Source organism: Hyphomicrobium sp., from assembly GCF_041659645.1.
Taxonomy (GTDB): domain Bacteria; phylum Pseudomonadota; class Alphaproteobacteria; order Rhizobiales; family Hyphomicrobiaceae; genus Hyphomicrobium_B.
Map to the genome: position 1 here is coordinate 100745 of NZ_JBAZXX010000002.1, position 26424 is coordinate 127168.

The window sequence follows — 26424 nt, forward strand, 5'->3', positions numbered from 1 at the left end:
CGGCCCTTTTTATGCTGCGGGACAACAGCATGGCAAACCGGAGATGGCCCGAGCGGCCGTATTAGAGGCGGTAGCGGATCTGGTCCGACCAGAAGCGTTCAAGGCGAACCAGGGCCTTGTTGAGGCTCTTGACGTCATCGCCCGAGACTTCGCCGACTGTCTGAACCGATCCGAGCTGGCGGAGATAGAGCTTGCTCACGACGTCACGGGCTTCGAGGCCCTTGTCGGTGAGGCTGACGCGCACTGAGCGGCGATCAGTGTCCGACCGCTTGTAATGAATGTAGCCCATATCGACGAGCTTCTTCAGATTGTAGGAGACGTTCGAGCCGAGGTAATAGCCGCGGGTCTTCAATTCGCCGGCGGTCAATTCGCTTTCGCCGATATTGTAAAGGAGCAAAGCCTGAACGCTATTGAGTTCGGCGCCGCCCTGACGATCGAATTCGTCTTTGATGACATCAAGTAGAAGGCGGTGAAGGCGTTCGATCAGGCGGAGCGCCTGCAGATATTCGCCGCGAAAGCCTTCTTCTTGAACCGGAGCGCGATGACGCGCTACTTCAAACGCTAAACTCATTACCTGCCTCACATGTTTTCTACGCCGCCCGGTTTGCCCCGGGTTTTGACAAAAAGATAACTTGGAGGACTGAATTTCGCCTAAATAGATATAGTAAAAGAATAGTACCAGGCCCGGTTTCGAATGGTTTTTTAACTAGAATTGGAAACGAATTGAGATCTTGGTGATATATGTTTTAACGCCTGGATCACACTGGATCACAATTGCCATCAATTCTGCAGACCATGATTAAACGCGCGCCGCCTGCATTTCATTCCTCTGCGGCAATTCAAGATCACCATCGGGCAACGGCGTAAAATATTCGTCGATGACATCGGTCACGAGATCCTCGTAACGCTCCGGTTTCCAAACGGGATTGCCGTCTTTCTCTCGTAAAATCGCGCGCACGCCCTCATGGAAATCATGATTTTCAAGGCAACGCACCGCGAGGCGATAATCCTGAATTAGCGTCTGGCGAATATCGAAGCAGAGCGCCGCTTGAATATGGCGGAGCGTAATCGCGAGCGAAATGGGCGAGCAGCGTCTGAGACCCGCCAGCGTGCGTTTCGCCCACTCGGATCCCTTTGCATCGGCGCGAGCCAGCGAGCGAAATATTCCATCAAGCGTCGGTTCGGAGAAATGCTCGTTGATGTGGCCGAGATCTTTCTGCACATCGCCCGGCTCCAGCTTTTCATTCAAGCCGTCGAGCAGCGGATCGACCGGTTGGGCGTCGGCCAACCCAGAGAGAATGGCTTCAAAGTGAGACGAGGAAATGCAGTGGGTGACGAGCCGCAGCCATTGCGCGTCGGCGCGGCCGATCGAACGCCCCGTGAGGCCGAGATAAAGTCCGACCGGCCAAGGCATCTTTGCAAGAACGCGGGCGATGCCGACATCCGGAAAAAGTCCAAGCTTCGTCTCAGGCATCGCCCATTTATAATTCTCGCCAGCGACGCGATGCGTATTGAAAGCGGTGAGGCCGGCGCCCGAGCCCATGCACAGCCCGTCAATGAGGGAGACGGTGGGCTTGGAAAAGCATTCGAGCAGCCAGTTCAGCGAATACTCGTCCCTCAGGTAGCTTTTCGCGGTCGCGAGATCGTTCTTTGCGGCGGCGGAGAGTGCCAGTACGTCGCCGCCAGAGCAGAACGCCTTCGGACTGCTTGAAACCAGCGCGACGATGTAGATGTCCGGGTTTCGCGCGACGCGCGGGATGGCGCTGCTCAACGCGCGGCACATTTCGTTGTCCAGCGCATTCAGCGACAGCGGCCGGTTGAGCGTGAATGTCTGCAGGGCCCGCGTCTGGGCGGCTACGACCTTCAATGGCTGCGTCGGCGCGGCGGTTCTAATGTCACTATTGTGCTCGTTCACTGCAAACCCGATTGATAACCGCCGATTTGATTCCAAGTTCGGATGCTATGCGCCCTTTCCGCCGACGCCGCTAGATTTTGCGGCGATAAAGCGCATTCATTCACAGAGTTCCGACGTTTGCCGCAGACTTTGTTTCGGAGCAACAACGCCAGCGGCTTGGCCGATCCGGCGAACTCTGCGATAATATTTCTCGCGTGACGGCGTGGGGGCATCACGTCACGCCTCGGCTTTTCGTCGGCTTCCGTTTGTTTCGCGCTCCGCGGAGTGCAAGGGCTGTGCAGATACAATGACTTCGCCATCGTCCGATAGCAACTCGGCCAAAAGGAAGCCCTGGCGAGGCGCCACATTTGCGGCCGCAATTATTGCTTTCGCAGCCCCGGGCTTCATCACGACGCAAGCGGAAGCGAAACAAAAGAAACATCACGACTCGGCTGAGCAGGCGGCTGCGCCAACGGGCGATGCGACCGCGACGGCGCCTCCGGCCAAGGCAGCCCCCGCCGGGGTGGCGCCTGTTTCCTCCGACCCCGCCAAACCCGTCACGCAGACCACGAATACGCATGCGGAGAGGTGGTCAGACGCCGAAATTGCCGACGCGCGAGCGCACTGCGCCGTCGTTTTGCAGCGAATCCATGCCGTGGCGCTGCCGCACGCACCGATCCGCGAAGGCGCATGCGGGGCGCCGGCGCCGGTCGAGTTGATCAGCATCGGGCAAAATCCAGAGGTGGCGTTGTCGCCGCCCGCGATCGTGCGTTGCGATCTCGTCGAGCAACTTGCCAACTGGTTTGAAAAAGACGTGCAACCACTCGCGCTCAAGCATTTCAAATCCCCGATCATCCGAATTGAAACGATGAGTTCGTATTCGTGCCGGAACGCCTATGGGCGCAAGACGACCAGACTCAGCGAGCACGGCCTGGCGAACGCGCTCGACATCGGTGGCTTCATCACGGCGTCGGCGAAGACTGCCGAAGTGCTCGACGACTGGGGCAAGCCGCAGCGCGAGATCGTCGCCGAAGCCGAGGCGCAAAAACAGGCAGCAGAGGACGCAGCCGCCAAGACGGCGCAAGCGGGGATCGCGGGCAATCCCGCGCAGGGCGCGCTGCCGTCTGCCCTCCCCTCGACGGCCGGGGCGGCCGCAGCCGGACTCGTGCGATCGACCATCGTCGAGGGCATGCCGGAAACAAGCGTCGCCGCGTCATTGCCGCCGATCGGCGACGCGAACCGTCTCGGCGGCCCTACGCCGAAGCTCGCGAAACCGGCTCCTAACGTCCGCCCGGCGACGTTTTTCGAGACCAAGGCATACGACAATCCCGATCCGCAAATGCGGGCGTTCCTGCACGAAGCGCACGAGACAGCCTGCCAGATCTTCGGCACGACGCTTGGGCCGGAGGCCAATGCCGATCATCGCAACCATTTTCACGTCGATATGGCGCCGCGGAAATTCACCAAGATCTGCGACTAGACGATCTAAGACCGAGGTTCGGCATTCCTGGTCTGCATCGGGCGGCTTGCAAGGCGGCTCCGGCCGTGCCCATTGTCCGCCGAGTTTGAATGCCCGAAACGAACCGACATTCACAGGATTTTCGACATGTCTTCTCGCGCCCGCTCCGGGGATCGCGCCGCAGAAACCGGCGCACCCGCAGATGCCCTTTCCAGTGGCTTTCCCGCAACCCGCATGCGCCGTAACCGGAAGAGCCCGTGGTCGCGTCGGCTGATCGCCGAACACAGACTGTCGGCGAGCGATCTGATCTGGCCCATGTTCGTCATCGACGGCGAGGCCCAGCGCGTGCCAGTCGCGTCGATGCCGGGTGTCGAGCGGTTGAGCGTCGACCTTATCGTCGAAGCGGCAAAAGAAGCGGAGCGCCTCGGCATACCGGCGCTTGCACTCTTTCCGTTCACCGATCCGAAGAAACGTAGCGACGTTGCGCTTGAAGCTTTCAACGCCGACAATCTCGTGTGCCGGGCGACGCGCGCGATCAAGGCGGCGAAGCTCGATATCGGCGTTATTCTCGATGTTGCGCTCGATCCCTATACGAGCCACGGCCACGACGGGCTGATCATCGGCGACGAGATCGCCAACGACGAGACGAATGCAGCGCTCGTCAAGCAAGCGCTCGTGCAGGCGGAAGCCGGCGCCGATGTGCTCGCGCCGTCGGACATGATGGATGGGCGCATTGGGATCATTCGCGCCGCACTCGAAACGGCGGGCTTCAAGAATACGCAGATCATGTCGTATGCCGCGAAGTACGCGAGCGCGTTCTATGGGCCATTCCGCGATGCCGTCGGTTCCACCGGACTTCTGAAGGGCGACAAGCGCACCTATCAGATGGACCCGGCGAACACGGAAGAAGCGCTGCGTGAGGTCGCGCTCGATCTCGACGAAGGCGCCGATATGATCATGGTAAAGCCAGGCATGCCTTACCTCGATGTCGTGCAGCGCGTTTCGGAGACGTTCGGCGTACCGACGTTCGCGTATCAGGTGTCGGGCGAATACGCGATGCTGGCGGGCGCATTCGAACGCGGCTGGCTCGACGCCGACAAGACGATGGTCGAGAGCCTGCTCGCGTTCAAGCGTGCGGGTGCGTCGGGCGTGCTTACGTACTTCGCACCGAAAGTGGCGAAGTTGCTCGCGGAGTAGAGTTCGTTGTTATCCACTCGCTTGCCTGGATCCCGGCCTTCGCAGGGATGACGGTATTTGTGGCTGTCTCGAAAACTCTCCGCATCGTCATGCCGACGAAGGTCGGCACCCAGACAATGATGCCTACGGGCAGTATCGAGGCGGTCATGTCGTTGACGACCGTTTGCGCGGCCATGACGGCGACGCGCGTTTCTAGCGCCTCACGCGGCGGCGGAAGTCCTGGTCGGGCGAATACGCATCGGCGGCGGGCGGGTTACCTGTCGCGGCTCCGCCACTTCCATCAGCTTGCCCCGGTTGATCCGATGGCGCCTGCGTAGTGGGATTGGGGTTATCCTCGGCGATCGTGCGGCTCGGCTTCTGGCATTCCGTCAGCCAGACATCGTAGGTCGGGTGTTCGAGGCCATAGATGCCGGGACTTTCCGCAAACATCCAACCCGTAAAAATTCGCTTCTCGGAACCGTCCACCTGCGTCTCGTCGATTTCGACGAACGTCGTCGTCTTCGGCTCGTCAGTCGGCGGGCGCGAATAGCAAGCGCGCGGCGTAATCTTGAGGGCGCCGAACGTCGACGTTTGGTTGACAGGAATTTCGATCTTCGAGATGTGCGCCGTCACCTTATCGAGCGCAGAGAAAACGGCGACTTGATTTTCAATGCGGTCAGCCTCAACGGGCGATGTGGTCATCGCACTCGCCGCACCGGATAGCAGCGCCACAGACGCGAATAGTCGCGCACGGCGGCGCGCCTTCGTGCGGTGCGCTGCATGGCGCAAGAACGTCTGTCTCAAATGCAAATCCATTCCCCAGAGGCGTGCCGTGACGCCTCGCCGGATTGCCCGGCAAAGCGGGCGATTTTTCGTTCGGCCGGATTAATCGAGATTAATTCGGCTTCCACGCCTTGTAATCGCTCGACGACTTCGCGCGCTCACCCTTGCCGAGGATTGATCCCTTCGGGCGGTAGGCTCGGGCGGTGCCTGTCATATTCATCTGATGCGGCTTCTGCCACGGGCGGGGATGATAGCGCTCTTCGGTCGGCGGGGTATCAACGGTGTAATGCAGCCAGCCGTGCCATTCCGGCGGCACTTGGCTTGCTTCAGACAGCTTGGGATAGATGACCCAGCGGGCAGGGACGCCCAAGGGGCCGACGCCGCTTCGTTGTACGAAATAGCGATTGCCGGACTGATCCTCGCCGACGAACTTACCCTTCCGCCACGTGAATAAACGTGTTCCCCAGGTATTGCCGCCCCACCAGCAGAAGATCTCGCTGAACAAGCTCATGTCCGTGCTTCCTTTTCCGCCGCCATCCCAGGGCTACGAATTAGCTGTTCTTCGGTACTGATGTCCAGACGCCAGAGCGCAGATGCAGACGCGCAACAGCCATGACGCGGAATCGCACTAAAGTAGCGTCAGGCAGGGTCGAAAACGGCTCATACAGCGCCATCCACACCGTGCGGAAGGCGCCGACCTCCAAGAAATCCAATCAAATCGGGCCAAAACCGGGCTCCCGCCAAAAGTTGCCCACACTACTAGATGTAGTGTCAGTTGCGCCTGCTACCACAATATCTATCTATGACAGCCAGTTCGAATCGCCTACCTTGGTCGTTGTGAGGCAATCGTGCGACGGTCCCGATCGGGGTTGTGGACCAGCGATTTGCAGCACTGAGAGCAACCTTTTCCAGTTCGCGTAGCGCACGAGCACCTCGTCGCCATCAGACAGTTCTGGTCGGCAAAACGTCTGCGGATCGCGGTCAATGACCGCTTTTGCGGATGCGGGGAAAGCTTGTGCCGAGCGGACATGTTCCGACGTGCGTTTGTATTGCGTTTCGAACTGCCAAATGCGCCGGCGTTGCAGGGCTCCGGAGCATAGGCATCCAAATCACATACGGCGTCCGGCTAGAGAGCCGTTTGCCGCGCAATTCGGGGGCACTTCCACATGAAGATCACACGGCGTTTCACGAAAGCCGGCCTTTCTCCCTACGCTTCGATTCCGTTCCGGCGTGCGACGTCCGAAATCAAGAACCCCGACGGCTCTATCGTTTTCCGCCTTGACGGCTTCGACGTCCCCGAGCAGTTCAGCCAGGTTGCAGCTGATATCCTGGCGCAGAAATACTTCCGCAAAGCCGGCGTCGCGCGGCGCTTGAAGCGGTGCGAAGAAACGCAGGTTCCGTCGTGGCTGTGGCGCTCTACCCCGGATGACGCCGCTCTCGCCGAACTTCCCGAAAAAGAGCGCTTCGGTGGCGAATCCGACGCGCGGCAGGTCTTCGACCGTCTCGCCGGCACCTGGACCTATTGGGGCTGGAAGGGCGGCTACTTCTCGTCGGAAGAAGACGCGCAGGCGTTCTTCGACGAGCTTCGCTACATGTTCGCGATGCAGATGGCGGCGCCGAACTCGCCGCAGTGGTTCAACACCGGCCTGCACTGGGCCTACGGCATCGACGGCCCCGGCCAAGGCCACATGTATGTCGATTATCAGACGGGCGAACTCGTCCAATCGACATCGGCCTATGAGCATCCGCAGCCGCACGCCTGCTTCATCCAGTCGGTCGCCGATGACCTCGTCAGCGACGGCGGCATCATGGACCTCTGGGTTCGCGAAGCGCGCCTCTTTAAATACGGTTCGGGCACGGGCTCGAACTTCTCGTCGCTGCGCGGCGCCAACGAAAAGCTGTCGGGCGGCGGACGCTCGTCTGGCCTGATGAGCTTCCTCAAGATCGGTGACCGCGCGGCCGGCGCCATCAAGTCGGGCGGCACGACGCGGCGCGCGGCCAAGATGGTCGTCGTCGACGTCGATCATCCGGATATCGAAGAATACATCGGCTGGAAGGTACGCGAGGAGCAGAAGGTTGCGGCTCTCGTGACCGGCTCCAAGATCTGCCAGAAGCGGCTCAAGGCCGTGATGAAGGCGTGCGTCAACTGCGAAGCTGAAGGCGACGCCTGCTTCGAGCCGACGAAGAACCCGAAGCTCAAGATCGCGGTGCGCGAAGCCAAGCGCGACGGCGTTCCGCAGAATTACATCCTGCGCGTCATCCAGTTCGCCAAGCAGGGCTATAAAGAGATCGAATTCGACACCTACGATACCGATTGGGATAGCGAAGCCTATCTGACGGTCGCCGGTCAGAACTCGAACAACTCAGTGCGCGTGACGGACGAGTTCCTGAACGCGGTCGCCGAGGACAAGGACTGGAACCTTCGCTCGCGCCTCGGCAACAAGGTGACGAAGACGCTCAAGGCGCGGGATCTCTGGGAGCAGATTGGCTTCGCGGCATGGGCGTCGGCCGATCCCGGCATCCAGTTCCACACGACCATCAACGACTGGCACACCTGCCCGCAGTCAGGGCCGATCCGCGCATCGAATCCGTGTTCGGAATACATGTTCCTCGACGATACGGCGTGCAATCTGGCGTCGCTCAACCTGCTGCGCTTCCGCCGCGAAGATGCGTCATTCGATATCGAATCTTATGAGCACGGCTGCCGCTTGTGGACGATCGTGCTCGAAATCTCGGTGCTGATGGCGCAGTTCCCGTCGCGGCAGATCGCGGAGCTTAGCTATCGTTACCGGACCTTGGGTCTTGGCTTCGCGAACATCGGCGGCTTGCTGATGTCGTCGGGCATTCCCTATGACTCGGAGGAAGGCCGCGCGATCTGCGGCGCGATTTCCGCGATCATGACGGGCATTGCCTACGCGACGAGCGCGGAGATGGCGGCCGAGCTCGGCACCTTCCCCGGCTATGCGCCGAACGCTCAGGACATGCTGCGCGTCATGCGCAATCATCGCCGCGCGGCCCATGGCGAGGCCGAGTTCTACGAGAAACTCGCGACGGCGCCGGTTCCGCTCGACCACGCAGCGCTCAAGGACGCTCGACTTGGGGAAGCCGCAAAGCGCGCCTGGGACCGGGCTCTCGAGCTTGGCCAGGAGCACGGCTATCGCAACGCGCAAGCGACCGTCGTCGCGCCGACCGGCACGATCGGCCTCGTGATGGACTGCGATACGACCGGCATCGAGCCCGACTTCGCCCTCGTGAAGTTCAAGAAGCTCGCAGGCGGCGGCTACTTCAAGATCATCAACCAGTCGGTGCCGGAGGCGCTGCGCTCGCTCGGTTATCGCGAAGCTCAAATCGCGGAGATGGAAGTCTACGCGGTCGGGCATGCATCGCTCGCTCAGGCGCCCGCCATCAATACGGCGACGCTCAAAGCCAAGGGCTTCACGGACGACGCGCTCGCCAAGATCGAAAAGGGCCTCGGCACGGCGTTCGACATCAAGTTCGTCTTCAACCGCTGGACGCTCGGCGACGAGTTCCTGACGGGCAAGCTCGGCGTGCCAGCCGATAAGCTCAACGATCCGTCGTTCGATCTTTTCGCCCACCTCGGCTTCTCAAAGAAGGATATCGACGCCGCGAATGAGCACGTCTGCGGAGCGATGACGCTCGAAGGGGCGCCGCATCTGAAGGCCGAGCATCTGCCGGTGTTCGATTGCGCCAATCCGTGCGGCAAGAAGGGCAAGCGGTATCTCTCGGTCGAGAGTCACATCCGGATGATGGCGGCATCGCAACCGTTCATCTCGGGCGCGATCTCGAAAACGATCAACATGCCGAACGACGCGACGGTCGACGACTGCAAACAGTCGTACATGCTGTCGTGGAATCTCGCCCTCAAGGCCAACGCGCTCTATCGAGACGGCTCGAAGCTTTCGCAGCCGTTGAACAGCCAGGTTCTCGGCGATGACGAGGACGAGGCGCTGGACGCTGCCGAAACGCTGATGAGCCAGCCGATGGCGGCGCGCACGGCGACCATCACGGAAAGATTGGTCGAGAAGATCGTCGAGCGTGTCATCTACGTCGAGAAGGAGAAAGCGCAGGCTCGCGACAAGTTGCCGGGCCGCCGTAAGGGCTACACGCAGAAAGCCTCTGTCGGCGGGCATAAAGTGTATCTGCGCACCGGCGAATACGACGACGGCCGGATCGGTGAAATCTTCATCGACATGCACAAGGAGGGCGCTGCCTTCCGGTCGCTGATGAACAATTTCGCCATCGCGATCTCGCTCGGCCTGCAATACGGCGTGCCGCTGGAAGAGTACGTGGAAGCCTTCACGTTCACGCGTTTCGAGCCGGCCGGCCTTGTGCAGGGTAACGAGACGATCAAGAACGCGACGTCGATCCTCGACTATATCTTCCGCGAACTCGCGGTGTCGTATCTCGGCCGTAACGACCTCGCTCACGTCGATCCGCGCGAGATCGTGGGCGAGACGGGCCTTGGGTCCTCTGACGAGGAAACCGACGAGCAGCTGGCGTTCGATCTGCCTGAGAGCGTCACGAAGATGGTTTCGAAAGGTCTCGTACGCGGCGCGCCGGTCGTTCGTCTCGCGAGCCGCATGACACAGACCACGTCGTCGCCGAAAGCGTCATCGCTTGGGGCGGCGGCCGTGCAAAACACGAGCTACGATGTGACATCGCGTTACGTTGAATCGACGCTAACGCACGGCGCCAATGCCTTGTCGATTGCGAGCGAAGAGATGCACGCGGCGGTTTCGGTGGCGCCCATCATGACGAAGTCGGAGCTCTTTAAGCAGCGCGTCTCGGAAGCCAAATTGCGCGGCTACGAAGGCGTCTCGTGCAGCGAGTGCCACAACTTCACGATGGTCCGGAACGGGACGTGCCTGAAGTGCGACACCTGCGGCAGCACGAGCGGGTGCAGTTGATCGGCGAACGGTCAATATGGACCGCATCGCTTCATTGGTCGCAGACTCGATCGGCGCCTTTGAAAAGGGTGATCGCGTCTCGGCGATGATGCATGCATGCATCGCACTTGATGCTACGGCGAGGCGTCACTTTAAAAGGGATGCCTCGCAAAGATCAGACTACAAAGCGTTGGTTCGCGACCACGTTTGGTGTCTTCACATGATGATGGGCGGAGGTATCGATCTACAGCGAACGCTTTTTACGAACCTGCAGATAAAAGGCCGCGAAAAGATAATTTCAGCTCCTGATATCGCCGACGTTTTATATCATGTCTTTCGCTGCCCGTTGGTTCACGGCGATAGTTTGCCCTGCGAATTTGAGTTGCAGAATTCGACGCAGGGCGAAGCAAGTTTCATTTTATCTGACGGCACGCTGCAACTCCCGGATCGAATTATTTGGGGTGCGCTCGCAATATGTGTTTTTGCGAAATGCAATGAAGGCCTGTGCTGCGGACAGGATTATTTCCTGACTTGGTCGCCATCGCAGGGAGATGGTCCGCACTACCGGTTTATGATCGACCAAAACTGGGGAAATGAGGGCGGAGTCAGGTCTATTCTCGACAGCCACCCACCGTTGGTGTTGGTTGAGATGCGTTGGCAGCCCCAGTCATCCTCGAACGCGTGAGCGGAGCGACGCGCGTTCGGGAAATCAGCGTTAGACTCGTCGAAGACGACCGACTTTTCTCAAGGCGCCATCGCAAGTGGCGCCTTGTCCGTCTTCGGCTTGTCTGGATCCCGGCCTGCGCCGGGATGACGGAAGTTCGCCGCAGGAGATGAAACTTTTGCCGGGATGACGGGAATGGGATGTACGTGTTTCTCGCCTCCCCACCGTCATGCCGACGGAGGTCGGCACCCAGACAACAGGGAGCATGTCACTCGTCGAAGAAGTGCTCCGACTTATCGAACGGCCCCGCAGCGATCTCGCCCGTTTGCGGATCGAAGAGGTTGAGCCATTGCGGGTTCATTTGTTCGATCAGACGCAGCTTCCATAAGCGCCGCCACTCTTTCAGTTGCTTCTCACGCGCGATGGCTCGATCGAACGTTTCGTGCATCTCGTAGTAGACGAGCAGCGTCACATTATGTTGCGAGGTAAAGCCGGGGATCAATTTTCGCGAATGCTGCGCCATGCGATCATGGAGTGCGCTCGTCCCGCCGATGTAGAGCGTGCCGTTTTGACGGCTTGCCAGGATATAGACGGTCGGCGATTTAATCCGCACGCGAAATCTCCCCCGCATTGCAAATTGCACGATGGGAACGGCGCTGAGCAAGTGTCGTTATTTCAGGCTGACTGGATCCCGGCCTGCGCCGGGATGACCCCAAAGTCTAGGATGGAATCCCGGTTCCAGCCGCAGCCCCGGCCTTCGCCGAGATGACGTTCTTGGTGTGCGGTGTCGGCTTGAGTCGCGACGCTATCAATTGCGGTCAGGGCGCGGTCCCGAAAACAAACCCGCCGTGAGCGCGCTCCGGAGATGCGACGCTACGGAGGGCTCACGGCGGTAATGGACAAACGCAGGCCGGAAGTATCCCCCCACCCGGCTTGCGGTCCGTCCTTAAGTCTTCTTGACCTTCTTCACTTTCTTGACCTTGTGTGCCTGGGTGGTCTTTTGCTTGTGCGCCTTGTGCGACACCTTCTTCTTTTCCTTTGCGGGGTCGGCGGCCGTATGCGTCGCGACGCCGGGAGCATGCAGCCTCGGCGCCGATGTCGCCGCGTTCGCAGACACGCTCGCGCCAAGCACGAACGCTCCGACCAAAATTACCTGTCCGATTTTCATTTTCTTCTTCCCAAGAATAGCCACAGCCGGCCTCGGGCTGCGAGAGCGACGCTAGGCGGCGGTTCCACGAAAGAGAAAGAAGAAGAATTCAAATGCTCCGAAGGTTTTTTTCGTTGCGGGGGCAGGGTCGTCGGACGCAGCCCACCGTCCCGCTGCGCATGAGGCGACGAAAAATTTTCTATTGGGCTAAAGTCGGATGCCCGTCGCGCATATGAGCGCTGAGAGGCAAAGTACCTTCCCAAAACGAAAAAACGCCCGAAACGCGCCGTTTTGCATCGCCGCAAACTGTCACGACACTGTAATACGGACAGCGTTATGTCCCCGCGAAAAACTCAAAATGGGAGCGGGGTAAACCATGTCTGACGTGGCGTTGAGTGGCGCACTGCCTGGCGGAGCGAGCTCGCCTAGTAGCAAGCCAAATCTTGATCACGGCTCGAACCTGATCACGACACTGATTTTTCTGGCGCTTTTGGCAGGTGGCCTATTCTTCACCGCCTACAGCCTCTACCAGGATATCTCAGCCGCGGGGATGCCGGTCACGACTTGGCTACCCTTCCTCCTCCTGGGCGTCGCCCTGCTGATCGCTCTCGGCTTCGAATTCGTCAACGGCTTCCATGACACGGCCAACGCCGTCGCGACCGTCATCTACACGCACTCGATGCCCGCGAACGTCGCCGTGCTGTGGTCGGGCTTCTTCAACTTCCTCGGCGTGCTGCTGTCGACCGGCGCCGTCGCCTTCGGCATCATCTCGCTACTTCCCGTCGAACTTATCCTGCAGGTCGGCTCGAGCGCCGGCTTCGCGATGGTCTTCGCGCTTCTGATCGCCGCCATCATCTGGAACCTCGGAACCTGGTGGCTTGGCATTCCGTCGTCGTCCTCGCATACGCTGATCGGCTCGATCATAGGCGTCGGCGTCGCCAACTCGCTGATGCGTGGCGGCAACGGCACCTCGGGCGTCGATTGGGGCAAAGCGCAGGAGATCGGCATGTCGCTGCTCATCTCGCCGCTCGTCGGTTTCTTCTTCGCGGCGGCTCTGCTTCTGATCCTGAAGTTCATCATCCGCAATCCTGCGCTCTATAAGGAGCCGGTCGGCAACCAACCGCCGCCGTGGTGGATCCGTGGCCTTCTGATCCTCACCTGCACGGGCGTTTCGTTCGCGCACGGTTCGAACGATGGACAAAAGGGCATGGGCCTCATCATGCTCATCCTGATCGGCACCGTGCCGATGGCCTATGCGCTGAACCGGGCACCCGGTCCGTCACACATCGCCGAGTTCAAGATGACTGCGGCAGCTGCGGCGAAGGTCATCGACAAGCAGGCTTCGGGCTATAACGTCCTCGGCGACCCGCGTCCGGCTGTCGAGAGCTACATCTCGGCACGCACGATTAATGAGGGCACGTATCCGAGCCTCGCGGCACTCGTTCGCAATATCTCTGAGCAGGTCGACGGCTACGGTTCGCTCGACAAGGTGCCGGCGGCTGCCGTCTCGAACGTGCGTAATGACATGTACCTGTCGTCGGAAGCGCTGCGTCTTCTTCTCAAGGACAAGGCGAACAACCTCAGCAGCGGTGAAGTCACCGAACTCAAGGCCTTCAAGGGTTCGCTCGACGGCGCGACGCGCTTTATCCCGCTCTGGGTGAAGGTGGCGGTCGCGATTGCTCTCGGCCTCGGCACAATGATCGGCTGGAAGCGGATCGTCGTGACAGTCGGCGAAAAGATCGGCAAGACGCATCTGACCTACGCACAGGGTGCTTCGGCCGAACTCGTCGCCATGGCCACGATCGGCGCGGCCGATGCCTACGGCTTGCCGGTTTCGACAACCCACGTCTTGTCGTCGGGTGTCGCCGGAACGATGGCCGCCAACGGCTCGGGCCTGCAGTGGGCGACCGTTCGCAGCCTGCTCTTGGCTTGGGTGCTGACGCTGCCGGTTTCGATCCTTCTCGCTGGCGGCCTCTACGTGTTGTTCGCAAAGATCTTCTAGTTGCGAGGCCTGCTCCGGCGGGCCGCCCATCAGGTTCTGCAAATTTGGAAGGCGCGCGCCCCTGGGCTCGCGCCTTTCTTGTTTTCGACCGGCTGCCTCCCGCCCCTGATGCAGATATGATCGCGAACGAATAAATGCGCGGCCGGCTGTTGACGCGCCGCCGCGTTTTGACAACCTTGTGCCGCCGCGCGTTGTTGTTGGAGGTTCCCTTTGCAGCCGGAAGTCCTCGCCTGGGCTCTGCTCTTCGTTGTCGCCTTTGGCATCGTTTATCGATTTTTTGCTTGGGTCGGCCACCGACTGCGCGAGCCGCCTCCGGCGCAGACCGTTTCTCGCGTATCGGATGCCGTCGCGGTCGAAAATCCGTCCCCGCCGGTCGTGCCGATCGCAGCCGCGGCGCCCGCGGTCGCAACCGTTCCGCTTGCCCAGCCGCCTCAGGCGAGCGTCGAACTTGCGCCTACGCCAACAGTTGAAGCGGCCCTCGAAAACGTCATTGAACTCTCGCCTCCTGCTCCTGAGCTACGCGCCGAAATCACCAGAAATCCGCTCGCGTCGAGCGCGGTGATGTCGGCGCGGATCGCGGCAGCGGCGGTGCGGACTGCTCTTGCTCCGAGCGTCGCCGCGACGTTGCCGCCATTGCCAAAACCGAAGCCGAGCATTGTCGCGACGTTGCCGCCCGCCGCCCCCAATCCACCTCCGGCCGCTGCCGCGCTGACGGCCGCTGCGGAAACACCGCCATCGGAGACATCATCGCGAGAGGGGTCAGAACCGGAGACTGTCGAGCCACCGACGCCAGAGGTAGTGACGATGCCGGAGGCCGTGGTTCCCGCGCCGCCGCTTACCGATTTGGCCGCGCCTTCTGAACCTGCGACGCCCGACGACGCGCCGGTCCATCAGGAGTCCCGCGCGCCGATAGCCGTTCGGCTTCGCGATCGCTGGATCAGCGGAGAGGCGATCAGTCTAGACATTCGCCTTCGGGAAGCGAGCGATCGCAAAATCCGGCAGACTCCAAAGACGACGCGCAAGCCCGCCGAGCCCGCAGCCGCAAAAGAGTTGCGAGTGCTCGTGCCTAAAAGCGTTCCTGAGAAAGCACCGGCTCGCCGTATCGGTCGAAAAGCGGGCGACGCTATCGCGTTCGCCTCGACGAAAGCTCGGACGAAGATCCTCGGCGCGACTCACGGCGTCTCCCGGGTGCTGTCCGCGCCCGCTTCCTAGCGTTCGATTTTAAGCCGAAAGGCCATGTCGAACGGGCCACATCAGCCTGCAAAAAGATTGGAGATTCGGCCCCAGCGGCCGGTTTAGCACCCAAAGCGATTCGCTTCCGATGTTCTGAAAACGCGCTGTTTTTCGCGTTTTTTCATCCCTCCCGGAGCGGCGCCGCGAAACGCCTCCACACCTTATCCTCATCTCTCCCCATTCTCCTTGCGCTCGGCGGCAAAGGCTAGTTCGGCCGGTGCGAATCAGGTCACTTCGGTCCGTATCCAAGCGACTGAGAAGCAAAGCGGAGTTCGAGATGAAACAGCAGGCAACGCATGCGCCATTATCGGTCTACATGCTCGCCGATCACCTCGACGCCGCACTTGCCGCCGGCGAGGATATCGTGGCGCGCGGCATTTATTGGCGCGAGCTTGCGGACAAAGCCGACGATCCGGCCGAGTTCGCGACGCGCCAGCGCAAGGTCGCCGACGAGATCCGCGGCCTCGAATTGATGCTCGTCGCGCGGATACTGAAGGCGCGCAATCATGCGCTCGCGCTTGCCGAATATGACGATCGCTTCCGGGTGGTCGGCAAGCTTTTCGCTTCCGGCACCGCGATTCTGCTCGACGCCGTCGAGGAGAGCGGCGACGCACGCAGCACGGATTTCGACACGGGCGACGAGATCATCGCCTATGTTCGCGGCCGCGGCCTCATCGCTCCGGACGCTGCCGCCATCCGCATGGCCTCGGATCTCACGATCGACGACAGTTTCATGGTCGCCAAGCGCATGGCTCTCGGGCCTCTTCTCGATATGGCGGCGGCCTTCTTGGACGCTCTCGACGTCCAATACGATCTCTTCGTCGAAGGGGAGCCGGTGGCCGCGACAACGCGCCGGTTCGATCTCGACGAGAGCGAGCGGGTTTCCCTAAACTGATAGCGGGGTGCCGCGGACGCGGCCCAGCGCGGGCGCTTTCGCAAGTTCGCGACGCGGTTTTGCCGGTTCGCAGCGCGGGCCGATCTGACCGCCGTCCGTCTGATCGTGTATGACGCGACGGACGCGCGCTTCTTTACAACAGCGGCCTGCCGTTCGGGTGCCGACGGCTTTTCAGCCACGGAAACGGACTTCTCGAAATTCGCGGCGATGCTCGGCGGCACTGTGCCATCTGCCGAGGCGACGCGCGTCGGGTCAGTGCGGAGCACATTGGCGAGCGCCGGTGTCAGCGTCTTCACCGCCGTCAGCATCTTGCCGGCGACCGGCGCGAATACGGACGTTGACATGGCGTCGAGCGCCATTGCCATCATCATGCCGCCCTGCGCCTGATCAAGCGACGCGAAGGCGCCGATCGGCCCTGGAACGGCAGCGTAGCGGCGTTGGCGTTTGTATGTCGCGTCGATAATCGACGGCGCCGACATAACCCGCACCTCAAGCGTTGCTACGCCGCGTTCAGCGAAACCAAGTTTGACGGCCGCCGCACGCGAGACGTCGAGTTTGCGCTGACGCCAATACGGACCGGCGTTGTTGACGCGGACGACGGCGGCTTTGCCATTCTCGGGATTGCGGATAAGCAAAATTGTGCCGTCCGGATATACGGGGCTCGCAGCGCTGTCGGCCTCATCCGGCCGGAACGCTTCGCCGGACGATGTCAGGCCGCACGGGTTGTAGCGATCGCGACGGCAGTCATCGTAATAGGATGCTTGGAAGCTCTGGTCCCGGCCGACGATGGCGACCATTTCGGGGATGCTCAGAACGCGGTGGCAAACGCCGTTGAAGCAGTATGTCTTTCCGGGTGTCTTCGCTTCGGCGGATGCGGTGAGGACCATCACCGATGTTAGAGCGAGCACCGCGGCGCCCATTAACGTCCATAGTGCATCGCGCACGCGCGCCTGCTGACGATTACTCGACACTATCCCTGCTCCCGTTATTACTGACGCGGGCCAACGCGCCATCTGCCTCCGCGAGTTCCATCCCAAATGGAACAAAACAAAAACGATGATGGGGGCACGATAGATATCGCAACGCACAACGACAATCTTAGAATTGCCGTTACAATGATTCGATAATCACATGTGATTTCCTAATGTTGCCGCCGGACGCTGCATCGATTTCTGCGCTCAGATGGGATCGGTCGGAAGACGGCGGCGTCCGCAACCGCGCAACAGCCGCAGCCTCTAAAGAGACAGCGCAGCTTTCAGCGTGAGGGCCGCCTCTTCGAGGCGCGCGGGATCGGAGCAGCGCAATACCAGATCGGATGCGTGGCGGCCATTGCGCAGCAACGGATAGCTTCCCATCGCCACGTCGGAAAAGCGCTGCTGATGCGCGGATAGGATTTCCGCGATCTCACTTTCCGGACGATCGACAGGAATAGTCACCGACAAAAGCTTGGCGCCGGTTTCGAGGCTCGGCGTGACGCCTTCGAGCATCGCCTGCATGATGTTCGGGACGCCCGCCATAACGATGACATTGGCGACGCGAAATCCAGGCGCCACAGATACCGGATTGTCGATCAATTCGGCGTCGGCCGGAAGCCGCGCCATACGCAGACGCGCTGGCGTCACCTCCAAGCCCTTGGCGTCGTAGTAATCGCGAAGGATCTTTTCAGCCCGCGCATCGATGCCGACCGGGATGCCGAAGGCCTTGCCGATGCTATCTGCCGTGATGTCGTCGTGGGTCGGGCCGATGCCGCCCGTCGTGAATACATACGTGAAGCGTGCGCGCAGCGCATTGACGGCCAAGACAATCTCACTCTCTTCGTCAGGCACGACGCGCACTTCCTTCAGACGGACGCCGATATTCGTCAGGTGCTCGGCGACAGTACCGATGTTCCGGTCCTTCGTCCGTCCCGACAGGATTTCGTCGCCGATGACCAGCAGAGCCGCCGTCACAATCCGTTCTTCAGTCAAGGTTCCGCTCACCGTTTGAATTCGCTGCGGCGCTGTCATAGCACCGCCCGACACGCAACGAAAATACTTGCCGCGCGCCGCCGAACGCCGATATGGCGTTGCGCATGAAATTTGCTCATTCACTCATTCCCGGCATTCTCATCCAGCGCTACAAGCGCTTTCTCGCGGACGTTACGACCGCGGGCGGCGTCACCGTTACCGCAAGCTGCCCGAATACCGGATCGATGCTCGGGCTGACGATGCCCGGTTCAAAGGTGTGGCTATCGGAAAGCGACAGCCCGACACGCAAATATCGCCATACCTGGGAAATGATCGAGGCCGACCTTGGAACTGGGCCGCATCTCGTCGGCATCAATAGCGGACGGCCCAATGCACTCGTGACGGAGGCCATCGAGGGCGGGACGATCGAGGAGCTTTCGGGATATTCAACGCTTCGCCGCGAGGTCAAATACGGGCTCAACAGCCGGATCGACGTGCTTTTGTCGGGCGGGCGGGACAAGCGCGACTGCTATGTCGAAGTCAAGAACGTACATCTGATGCGCGAAAGCGGCGTCGCGGAATTCCCTGACAGCAAGACCGAACGCGGCGCCAAACATCTCCGCGAACTTGCCAACATGGTCGGCGAAGGTCATCGCGCCGTCATGGTTTTTCTTGTGCAGCGCAGCGACGCCGAGAGCTTCAGGCTCGCGGGTGACATAGACCCGGCATACGCCGCAGCTTTTGCGAAATCCGCCGCCGCAGGCGTCGAAATGCTTTGCTATAAATGCCAACTCAGCCCTACAGAAATCACGGTTGCGAACCGCATCGAGATTGCGGATCTTTAATGAGACGGCCGGTCAACGGCTGAAACGAACAAGAGAGAGGCAACGTACTCTCCTGCAGACGGCGTTTAGGGCGCCGGCAAGGAAACGAAACCTAAGGTGACGGCACATGTATTCACGGCGCGATTTTTCGAGGCTGGGGCTTGCCCTGGCGGGCGGCGCGGCTGCGCTGAAGTCGGCTACCGGATTTGCGGCCGAAGCGGCGACCGATAAGTTCGAGGTTACGAAATCAGACGCTGAGTGGAAGAAAGAGCTGACGCCGGAACAGTACGATGTTCTGCGCAAACAAGGCACGGAACGCGCGGGCACTTCGCCGCTCGATGCGAACGATGCGGCAGGCACATATCTTTGCGCCGGATGCTCGCTGGCGGTCTTTTCGTCCGACACAAAATATCACAGCGGCACCGGCTGGCCGAGCTTCTGGAAACCGCTGGATAACGCCATCGGCACGACGACCGATACCAGCTATTTCATGACGCGCACGGAAGTTCATTGCCACCGGTGCGGCGGACATCTCGGGCACGTCTTCGAAGATGGCCCGAAACCCACGGGGCTGCGCTATTGCATGAACGGCGTGGCGCTGAAGTTCACCCCTAAAGTGGCGTGATCTGACGGTCGGCCCATCTCAAGCGCTTTGGGCGAGAGTTGATCTCTTGCCCGAAGCGAGAAGCTCGGTCGCTTCGTTGGCCGGAAGTGGCCTGCCGAGCAGGTAGCCTTGGCCATAGCCGACATGCAGGGCGCGCAACCTTTGGAGTTGCTCGTCCGTCTCGATGCCTTCGGCGACGACCGTGCAATTCAGGTTTTTCGCAAGCTGCGAAATCGAACGCACGATGATGTCGCTTTCCCGCGATCGTCCGAGCTGGCTGACGAACAGGCGATCGATCTTGATGCGATCAAGCGGGAAACTGACGAGATAGCTCAACGAGGAAAATCCCGTTCCGAAATCATCGAGTGCGATAGAGACTCCGAGCTCCTTCAGCCTCCTGAGCTGATTGAGCGTCATCGGGTCGTTCTGTAGCAGGCTGCTTTCCGTAATTTCGATTTCGAGTCTGTTGGCTTCGAGGCCCGACGCGCGAAGCGCCAGTTCGACGCGATGAGCGACGTCGTCGGACGCGATCTGGAGCGGCGAAAGATTGATACCGACTGTAATATCGGACGGCCACTTTGCAGCCTGGGCGCAGGCCTCGCCAATGACCCAGCCGCCGATCTCGTTGGCCATGCCGATCTCGTCGGCAACGCTCAAGAATTGCGCTGGAGGCAGCATGCCGCGCTGCGGATGATGCCAGCGGATGAGGCACTCGAACCCGGTGATGCTCTCTTTGAGAAGCCGCCGGATCGGCTGGAAGTGAAGCTCCAGCTCGTTCTTCGCGATCGCGCTCCGCAACCCGAGTTCGACGGCCTGCCGCTCTTCAGCGGAGCGCAGCATCTGGGTTTCGAAGATGCGGTGGGAATTGCGGCCTTCCGACTTGCCCGCGTACATCGCGAGATCCGCCTGCTTCAAAAGCAGATCGCCCTCGGCGTCGCTCTCGGACGCTATCGATACGCCGACGCAGGCGCTGACCTGGATGCGTTGGCCTTCGAGGAAGAACGGCTCGCACAAGACCGAAACAAGCCGCTCCGCGAGCGCATTTGCCGTGGCGCGGCCCGGAATATCGTGGGCGACAACCGCGAATTCATCGCCGCCAAGCCGGGCGACGAGGTCTCCTTCCCGTACCGTCGTCGCGATGCGTGACGCTGCTATGCGAAGCACGGCGTCGCCAGCGGCGTGGCCGAGAGCATCGTTGACGCCTTTGAAGCGGTCGAGATCGATATAGAAGACGCCATATTCCGGCGGCTGCACCTTGCTGCGGCCTAGCATATCCAGCCGGGCCATGAAGGCGCGACGGTTGGCGACGCCGGTCAAGCCGTCGGTCATGGCAGTGCGTTCGGTTTCTTCGCGTGCAGACACCAACGCGTCGACAGTCTCCTTCAGCTTTTCGACGGCCTCGACGCGCTCGGCAAAAATCCGGGCGCTTGAGGCGATGAGACCGACGAGGAACACAAGGTAGCTAAGGGCCAACGCGCCGAGAATGAGATGATTGGCGGGCGAGAAGAACAGGCACTTGAAAACCAAGGGAACGAGGATCGTCGCCGCGTAGAGGGTGGCGGCGGAGGGAATTGGGGCGAGGAGCACGCTGCCGCTCGCGGCCATGCCGACAAGAAGGGCAATCAGGATGACTTCATTGTCGCCGACCGAGCCGGACCACGCCGTTCCGAGTATGCTCCAGGGAAGCGCCAGCAGGGTGCTGAACAGAAGGGCGTTACGCGCCGGCCGAAGGGGCGCTTTTTTGCCGGCAGGTATTTCGGGTACGGCTCGACGGTTTCGGAGCGAGCGGATGCCGACATAACCACAGAGAGCCAGCGAGCAGATCGTCCAGAGGGCGAGTTGGGAAAGCGGAATGGCATCGCGAAAGGCGATCGTTGCCAACGCTACGTTGATCGCATACCCAGCCATTGCGGCGGGTGTGGCCCGGGCAACGCTCGCGAGCTGATCTCTATGAGCGGACGACCAATTCCAGCCGCCGTAGTTGTTCGATAATTTCACTCTATCGCCTCAGTGCCGGTCGCGACGGGCCAAATTAGAGCCCTAGCCGTTAACGATCCGATGCGCCGCGCGTGGTTTTTCGTGACGCTTTGGCTAGCCATTCGAACTAGAGGGGTCAGCCATCGGTCTCCGTTGGCGGCCAGGCGTGGATTTACGACACATATGCTTATTTTAAGTATAATATCGCACGATTTCGGATTTTAAGCGCTGCTCCCCCGGCGCGCCGGACCGGATGGCATGTTCCGGCCATTCCGGGCGGCTAATCCGAAGCGCCTTCGCTGGTGCAGAAGCATCACTTGCTAGGGCAACGGATTTCGCAGAACGGTACGTTTCCTTCTGCGTGTGTTTGGGACTGAACTTCGGCGCGCCACGAGTTGCGGAGGCATCTGGGGTTCTGACGAAAGCTGAAAAGAGACACGATGGCACTGCTGCGGTGGGTTTCTACGGTCGTCGTTATCGGAGCGATAGCGGGCGGCGTTTATTATACGATGCACGGCAGCAACGCGCCTGATGGGGCGGCGGAAGGGCGGCGTGCGCGAAACGGCGGCTTCGGCGGGCCGGTGTCGGTCATCGCGAAAGACGCGGAAACGGCTGACGTTCCCGTCTATCTGGAAGGCGTCGGCTCGGTCAAAGCGCTGAATACCGCAACAATCCGCGCCCAGGTCGATGGCCGCCTGCTGAGCGTCAATTTCAAAGAAGGCCAGGACGTCAAACGGGGCGATCTGCTCGCCAAAATCGATCCGGCGACCTATCAGGCGCAGCTCGATCAGGCGATCGCCAAGAAAGCCCTCGACGAAGCTCTGCTCGCCAATACCAAGCACGATCTCGAACGCTTCCAGAAGGTCGGAACGCTCGCCATTTCCCAACAGCAGATCGATACGCAGGTCGCGCTAATCAAACAGCAGGAAGCTCAGGTCAAGTCCGACGTCGCTTCAATCGAGAACGCTCAGGCCATCCTCGGCTATACGACGATCGTCGCGCCGTTCGATGGCCGGACGGGCATCCGGCTGGTAGACGAAGGCAATCTCGTGCACGCGGGCGATACCGGCGGCATCGTCGTCATCACGCAGGTGCAGCCCATCACCGCGCTCTTCACGCTGCCGCAGCAAGAATTGCCGACGCTGACAAAGGCGCTCGAGGGCGGTTTGCTTTCGGCCCAGGCCCTTTCGACCAACAGCCAGACCGAACTCGACGCCGGGACGTTGAAGGTCATCGACAACCAGGTCGACGCGCAGACAGGCACAATCCGCCTCAAGGCTGAATTCCCGAACGACAAGCGCCAGCTTTGGCCAGGCCAGTTCGTCAACGTGCGGCTGCTCGTCGATACGCTCAAGGGCGTCATCGTGGCTCCCACCGAAGCGGTCCAGCGCGGGCCGGATGGAACCTACGTCTTCATCGTCGCCGCCGACAACACCGTGCAGATGCGGACTGTCAAGATTACACGGCAGGACGATAAATATGCCGTCATCGCCGATGGCTTGGCGGCCGGAGAGAAGGTCGTGACGAGCGGGTTCGGCCGCCTCAAGGACGGCGCGACGGTCTCGGTCAGCGACGGCACCTCCGCACCCGCGGACGTAAAACCTCACCGCAAGAGTTCGCCCGAAGGCAAAAAGTCGACCTCGTTAGACAAGAACGCGCAGGGCGCAACGGAAGCCGCCGCGCTGGTTACGGGCTCGACCGCGGAAGACGTCAAGCGCACAGGTAAACATCACCATCACAATCGGGATAACGGCGCATCGCCATGAGCGTTTCCGGTCCCTTTATCGAGCGGCCGATCGCGACATCCCTGCTCGCGGTCGCCACCATCCTCGGCGGTCTGCTCGGCTACTTTACGCTGCCGATCTCGTCGTTACCCCAGGTCGATTTCCCGACCGTCGAGGTCACGACTGAGCTGCCGGGCGCGAGCCCCGACACAATGTCGACGCTGGTCACGGCGTCGCTCGAACGCCAATTCGGGCAAATCCAGTCGCTGGCTTCGATGTCGTCAACGAGCTCGTTCAGCTTGAGCCGCATCACGCTGCAGTTCAACCTCGATCGAGACATCGACGCCGCCGCGCAGGACGTGCAGGCCGCGATCAATGCCGCCGGCTCGACCCTGCCGAAGAACCTGCCCTATCCGCCGACCTATTCGAAGGTCAATCCAGCCGACACACCCATCATAACGCTGGCGCTGACGTCCGAGACGCAGTCGCTCAGATCGCTTTCCGATCTTGCCGATACCCTTCTGGCGCAGCGCCTGTCATCCGTCTCGGGCGTCGGGCACGTCTCGATCGAAGGCGGCATCAAGCCGGCCGTGCGCGTTGATGCCGATGTCTCGCGGCTTGCGAGCTACGGCCTCAGCATGGCCGATCTCAGCGCCGCCATCGCCACCGCCAATGTCTCCGGCCCCAAAGGCTCGATCGATGGCGTGAAGCAATCTTTTACGATTGCAGCGAACGACCAGATCATCGAGCCGAAGATCTACGAGGACGTCGTCATTGCCTACCGGAACGACGCGCCGGTGCGGATCAAGGACGTCGCGAAGGTCAGCGAGGGGTTGGAGAACACCCGCGTCGGCGGCTGGTATAATGGCAAGCCGGCCGTCATCGTCGATGTTCAGCGGCAGCCCGGCGCCAACGTCATAGATACCGTCGACCGGATCAAAAACGAGTTGCCCCGCGTCGAGCGCTCCATGCCCGCCGGCATCAACCTGATGATCGTGAGCGATCGTACCGGCACCATCGAAGCCTCCGTTCACGATGTGCAGTTCACGCTCGTGTTGAGTGTCGGGCTGGTCGTCATGGTCGTGTTGCTGTTTCTGCGCTCGATCCGCGCGACGATCATCGCGGGCGTGGCGCTGCCGGTCTCGCTCATTGCCACGTTCGGCGTCATGTATTTCTGCGGTTTCAGTCTCGACAACCTGTCACTGATGGCGCTGACGATCGGCACCGGCTTCGTGGTCGACGATGCGATCGTCATGATCGAGAACGTCGTGCGCCACATCGAGAAGGGCGAGAAGCCGATGAAGGCAGCGCTCGATGGCGCCCGCGAGATCGGCTTCACGGTCATTTCGTTGACGCTGTCGCTCATCGCCGTGTTCATCCCGCTGCTCTTCATGACCGGTCTCGTCGGGCGCATGTTCCGCGAATTCGCGCTGACGCTGACGATTGCCGTCGTCGTTTCCGCCATTGTCTCGCTGACGCTGACGCCGATGATGTGCTCGAAACTTTTGCGCGAGGGTCATGACGAAAAGTCGGGACTCATCGGCCGCTTCATCGAACGCGTGATTGGCGCCTACGGGCGTTCGCTCGAATTCGTGTTCCGGCACCAGGGCGCGACGCTGCTGGTTGCGCTCATGACTTTCGCGATCACGATCTGGCTTTACGTGATTATGCCGAAAGGGTTCCTGCCCGATCAAGATACCGGTGCCATCACCGCCGTCGTCGAAGGGGCACCGCAGATTTCCTTCACCGAAATGACGCGGATGCAGAAAGATGTGGCGGCGATCGTTGCGAAAGATCCCGACGTTTCCGGCGTCGCCTCGATCGTCGGCATCGGCCAGCTCAACGCGACGCAAAATGCGGGCAGCCTCAAGATCATGCTGAAGCCGCGCGACGAACGGAAGTCGAACGTCATCGCGGTGATCCAGCGCCTGAAGCACGCTGTGAAGGAGATTCCGGGGACGATCGTCTACTTCCAGCCGGTTCAGGACGTGCAAATTTCGACGCAGTCGAGCCGCGCGCGATATCAATATACGCTCGCCAGCACCGACAGAGACGAAGTCGCCGAGTGGTCGAAGAAGATGGCCGGCGCGCTCGAGTCGTCGCATTTCCTGCGGGACGTCGCGACCGAGGAAGTCGACGGCGGCCTTGTTGCGCGCGTCGACGTCGATCGCGTGATGGCGGGCCGTCTCGGGGTAACGATGCAGGCCGTCAACGACGCCCTGAGCAATGCCTTCGGTCAGCGGCAAGTCTCGACCATCTACGAGCAGGCGAACCAATATCGCGTCGTGCTTGAGGCCGCGCCCGAATATCGAAGCGATCCGTCACGCTTGAACCGACTTTATGTCGCTTCAACCACGGCCGGGACGCCCGTGTTGCTGACGGCGGTCGCAACGGTCAAGTACGAGACTGCGCCGCTCGCGATCAGCCACCAGGATCAGTTCCCGGCCATCACGATCAGCTTCAACCTGGCGCCGAATGCATCATTGAGTGACGCGTTGGCGGCGATCGACGCTGCGAAAACATCAATCGATCTTCCACCGACAGTGTCGGGGACATTCTACGGCGATGCGGCCGAATTTTCGAAGTCGCTCCAGAATCAACCGTGGCTTCTCCTGGCGGCGATCGTGACCATCTATATCGTGCTCGGAGTGCTGTACGAAAGCCTCATCCACCCCTTCACGATTTTGACGACGCTGCCCTCCGCCGGCATCGGCGCGGCGCTCGCGCTGGAACTCACCGGCAACGATCTGTCGTTCGTCGCGCTGATCGGCATCATCCTGTTGATGGGCATCGTCAAGAAGAACGCCATCATGATGATCGACTTCGCACTTGAAGCGGAGCGCGAGCGCGGACTTTCGCCGAGGGATTCGATCAAGGAAGCGGCGCTTCTTCGCTTCCGTCCGATCATGATGACCACGCTGGCCGCGCTCTTCGGCGCGCTGCCGCTGGCTCTCGAAAGCGGCACAGGATCGGAACTCAGGAACCCGCTCGGCATTACGATTGTCGGCGGTTTGCTGCTCAGCCAACTGCTGACACTCTACACGACGCCGGTGATCTATCTCGCGATGGAACGGCTCAGGGCGCGCCTCGGCGGCGGCCGGGCACTCGATGCCAACGGCGAGCCGATAACCCAATCCGCCGCGCAGCAGCCGGGGCCGATGACTGGCAACCGCGAGGCTGCGGAGTAGG

20 protein-coding genes and 1 pseudogene are annotated in these 26424 nt (G+C 60.9%); 12 read left to right on the forward strand and 9 right to left on the reverse strand.

The window, feature by feature from the left end; translation table 11 throughout:
- Positions 1 to 61 precede the first annotated feature (61 nt).
- Both ldtR and WC811_RS05720 read right to left on the reverse strand, forming a co-directional pair.
- Complete coding sequence (gene ldtR / locus WC811_RS05715; RefSeq protein ID WP_372641932.1) at positions 62 to 571, reverse strand: transcriptional regulator LdtR; 510 nt, start codon at positions 569 to 571, stop codon at positions 62 to 64.
- A gap of 228 nt (positions 572 to 799) precedes the next feature.
- Positions 800 to 1915 (reverse strand): enoyl-CoA hydratase/isomerase family protein, encoded by a 1116-nt coding sequence (locus WC811_RS05720; RefSeq protein ID WP_372641934.1) that lies wholly within the window; start codon positions 1913 to 1915, stop codon positions 800 to 802.
- A 286-nt stretch (positions 1916 to 2201) separates the two neighbouring features.
- Here WC811_RS05720 and WC811_RS05725 point away from each other — a divergent pair, with 286 nt between their 5' ends.
- Positions 2202 to 3374, forward strand: coding sequence for an extensin family protein (locus WC811_RS05725; RefSeq protein WP_372641936.1), 1173 nt, complete (start codon positions 2202 to 2204; stop codon positions 3372 to 3374).
- Between the two features lie 126 nt (positions 3375 to 3500).
- Positions 3501 to 4550 (forward strand): porphobilinogen synthase, encoded by a 1050-nt coding sequence (hemB, locus tag WC811_RS05730; protein ID WP_372641938.1) that lies wholly within the window; start codon positions 3501 to 3503, stop codon positions 4548 to 4550.
- A 192-nt stretch (positions 4551 to 4742) separates the two neighbouring features.
- Here hemB and WC811_RS05735 read toward each other — a convergent pair whose 3' ends face one another.
- Positions 4743 to 5231, reverse strand: coding sequence for a DUF2155 domain-containing protein (locus tag WC811_RS05735; RefSeq protein WP_372641940.1), 489 nt, complete (start codon positions 5229 to 5231; stop codon positions 4743 to 4745).
- A 193-nt stretch (positions 5232 to 5424) separates the two neighbouring features.
- Positions 5425 to 5823: an NADH:ubiquinone oxidoreductase subunit NDUFA12 gene (locus WC811_RS05740; RefSeq protein ID WP_372641942.1), complete on the reverse strand. Its 399-nt coding sequence runs from the start codon at positions 5821 to 5823 to the stop codon at positions 5425 to 5427.
- Positions 5824 to 6478: 655 nt separating this feature from the next.
- Between WC811_RS05740 and WC811_RS05745 the strand changes: the two genes are divergently transcribed.
- Positions 6479 to 10240, forward strand: coding sequence for a vitamin B12-dependent ribonucleotide reductase (locus WC811_RS05745; protein WP_372641944.1), 3762 nt, complete (start codon positions 6479 to 6481; stop codon positions 10238 to 10240).
- A 16-nt stretch (positions 10241 to 10256) separates the two neighbouring features.
- Positions 10257 to 10904, forward strand: a complete 648-nt coding sequence (locus tag WC811_RS05750; protein WP_372641946.1) for a hypothetical protein — start codon at positions 10257 to 10259, stop codon at positions 10902 to 10904.
- Positions 10905 to 11151: 247 nt separating this feature from the next.
- Here WC811_RS05750 and WC811_RS05755 read toward each other — a convergent pair whose 3' ends face one another.
- Positions 11152 to 11496, reverse strand: coding sequence for a GIY-YIG nuclease family protein (locus WC811_RS05755; protein WP_372641948.1), 345 nt, complete (start codon positions 11494 to 11496; stop codon positions 11152 to 11154).
- Positions 11497 to 11829: 333 nt separating this feature from the next.
- Positions 11830 to 12051, reverse strand: a complete 222-nt coding sequence (locus WC811_RS05760; protein WP_372641950.1) for a hypothetical protein — start codon at positions 12049 to 12051, stop codon at positions 11830 to 11832.
- Positions 12052 to 12406: 355 nt separating this feature from the next.
- Between WC811_RS05760 and WC811_RS05765 the strand changes: the two genes are divergently transcribed.
- The 4 genes from WC811_RS05765 to WC811_RS05780 all read left to right on the forward strand — a co-directional run bounded on the left by WC811_RS05765 (position 12407) and on the right by WC811_RS05780 (position 16547).
- Entirely contained in the window at positions 12407 to 14032 is a 1626-nt protein-coding gene (locus WC811_RS05765; protein ID WP_372641952.1) for an inorganic phosphate transporter, read from the forward strand.
- 210 nt (positions 14033 to 14242) lie between these two features.
- Positions 14243 to 15244: a hypothetical protein gene (locus WC811_RS05770; protein ID WP_372641954.1), complete on the forward strand. Its 1002-nt coding sequence runs from the start codon at positions 14243 to 14245 to the stop codon at positions 15242 to 15244.
- 298 nt (positions 15245 to 15542) lie between these two features.
- On the forward strand, positions 15543 to 16160 hold the full coding sequence (locus WC811_RS05775; RefSeq protein WP_372641956.1) for a hypothetical protein: 618 nt from the start codon (positions 15543 to 15545) through the stop codon (positions 16158 to 16160).
- Between the two features lie 105 nt (positions 16161 to 16265).
- Positions 16266 to 16547: a hypothetical protein gene (locus WC811_RS05780; protein ID WP_372643738.1), complete on the forward strand. Its 282-nt coding sequence runs from the start codon at positions 16266 to 16268 to the stop codon at positions 16545 to 16547.
- A gap of 116 nt (positions 16548 to 16663) precedes the next feature.
- Here WC811_RS05780 and WC811_RS05785 read toward each other — a convergent pair.
- Both WC811_RS05785 and WC811_RS05790 read right to left on the reverse strand, forming a co-directional pair.
- Positions 16664 to 17173, reverse strand: a pseudogene (locus tag WC811_RS05785) (septal ring lytic transglycosylase RlpA family protein); the annotation flags it as partial.
- Between the two features lie 222 nt (positions 17174 to 17395).
- Positions 17396 to 18127 (reverse strand): competence/damage-inducible protein A, encoded by a 732-nt coding sequence (locus tag WC811_RS05790; RefSeq protein ID WP_372641958.1) that lies wholly within the window; start codon positions 18125 to 18127, stop codon positions 17396 to 17398.
- A 104-nt stretch (positions 18128 to 18231) separates the two neighbouring features.
- On the opposite strand from WC811_RS05790, the gene sfsA reads away from it, so the two are divergent.
- Both sfsA and msrB read left to right on the forward strand, forming a co-directional pair.
- Positions 18232 to 18951 carry a DNA/RNA nuclease SfsA gene (gene sfsA / locus WC811_RS05795; RefSeq protein WP_372641960.1) on the forward strand — a complete coding sequence of 240 codons (720 nt, stop codon included), beginning with the start codon at positions 18232 to 18234 and terminating at the stop codon, positions 18949 to 18951.
- Between the two features lie 106 nt (positions 18952 to 19057).
- The gene (gene msrB, locus WC811_RS05800) at positions 19058 to 19555 is read left to right on the forward strand and encodes a peptide-methionine (R)-S-oxide reductase MsrB (RefSeq protein ID WP_372641962.1); all 498 of its coding nucleotides are present in this window, start codon (positions 19058 to 19060) and stop codon (positions 19553 to 19555) included.
- An 18-nt stretch (positions 19556 to 19573) separates the two neighbouring features.
- Here the strand turns inward: msrB and WC811_RS05805 are convergent, their stop codons facing one another.
- A complete protein-coding gene (locus WC811_RS05805) occupies positions 19574 to 21532 on the reverse strand; it encodes a putative bifunctional diguanylate cyclase/phosphodiesterase (RefSeq protein ID WP_372641964.1) in 1959 nt (652 codons plus the stop codon).
- A 419-nt stretch (positions 21533 to 21951) separates the two neighbouring features.
- Between WC811_RS05805 and WC811_RS05810 the strand changes: the two genes are divergently transcribed.
- Complete coding sequence (locus WC811_RS05810) at positions 21952 to 23277, forward strand: efflux RND transporter periplasmic adaptor subunit (RefSeq protein WP_372641965.1); 1326 nt, start codon at positions 21952 to 21954, stop codon at positions 23275 to 23277.
- Positions 23274 to 26423 carry an efflux RND transporter permease subunit gene (locus WC811_RS05815; RefSeq protein ID WP_372641967.1) on the forward strand — a complete coding sequence of 1050 codons (3150 nt, stop codon included), beginning with the start codon at positions 23274 to 23276 and terminating at the stop codon, positions 26421 to 26423. Before WC811_RS05810 ends, WC811_RS05815 begins: the two co-directional genes overlap by 4 nt.
- Position 26424 lies beyond the last annotated feature (1 nt).

Coding starts and splice junctions, on each gene's coding strand:
- sfsA (WP_372641960.1), top strand. CDS start 18,232: ATGAAATTTGCTCATTCACTCATTCCCGGCATTCTCATCCAGCGCTAC.
- WC811_RS05810 (WP_372641965.1), top strand. CDS start 21,952: ATGGCACTGCTGCGGTGGGTTTCTACGGTCGTCGTTATCGGAGCGATA.
- WC811_RS05760 (WP_372641950.1), bottom strand. CDS start 12,051: ATGAAAATCGGACAGGTAATTTTGGTCGGAGCGTTCGTGCTTGGCGCG.
- WC811_RS05765 (WP_372641952.1), top strand. CDS start 12,407: ATGTCTGACGTGGCGTTGAGTGGCGCACTGCCTGGCGGAGCGAGCTCG.
- WC811_RS05735 (WP_372641940.1), bottom strand. CDS start 5,231: ATGACCACATCGCCCGTTGAGGCTGACCGCATTGAAAATCAAGTCGCC.
- hemB (WP_372641938.1), top strand. CDS start 3,501: ATGTCTTCTCGCGCCCGCTCCGGGGATCGCGCCGCAGAAACCGGCGCA.
- WC811_RS05775 (WP_372641956.1), top strand. CDS start 15,543: ATGAAACAGCAGGCAACGCATGCGCCATTATCGGTCTACATGCTCGCC.
- WC811_RS05740 (WP_372641942.1), bottom strand. CDS start 5,823: ATGAGCTTGTTCAGCGAGATCTTCTGCTGGTGGGGCGGCAATACCTGG.
- WC811_RS05745 (WP_372641944.1), top strand. CDS start 6,479: ATGAAGATCACACGGCGTTTCACGAAAGCCGGCCTTTCTCCCTACGCT.
- WC811_RS05725 (WP_372641936.1), top strand. CDS start 2,202: ATGACTTCGCCATCGTCCGATAGCAACTCGGCCAAAAGGAAGCCCTGG.
- ldtR (WP_372641932.1), bottom strand. CDS start 571: ATGAGTTTAGCGTTTGAAGTAGCGCGTCATCGCGCTCCGGTTCAAGAA.
- WC811_RS05750 (WP_372641946.1), top strand. CDS start 10,257: ATGGACCGCATCGCTTCATTGGTCGCAGACTCGATCGGCGCCTTTGAA.
- msrB (WP_372641962.1), top strand. CDS start 19,058: ATGTATTCACGGCGCGATTTTTCGAGGCTGGGGCTTGCCCTGGCGGGC.
- WC811_RS05815 (WP_372641967.1), top strand. CDS start 23,274: ATGAGCGTTTCCGGTCCCTTTATCGAGCGGCCGATCGCGACATCCCTG.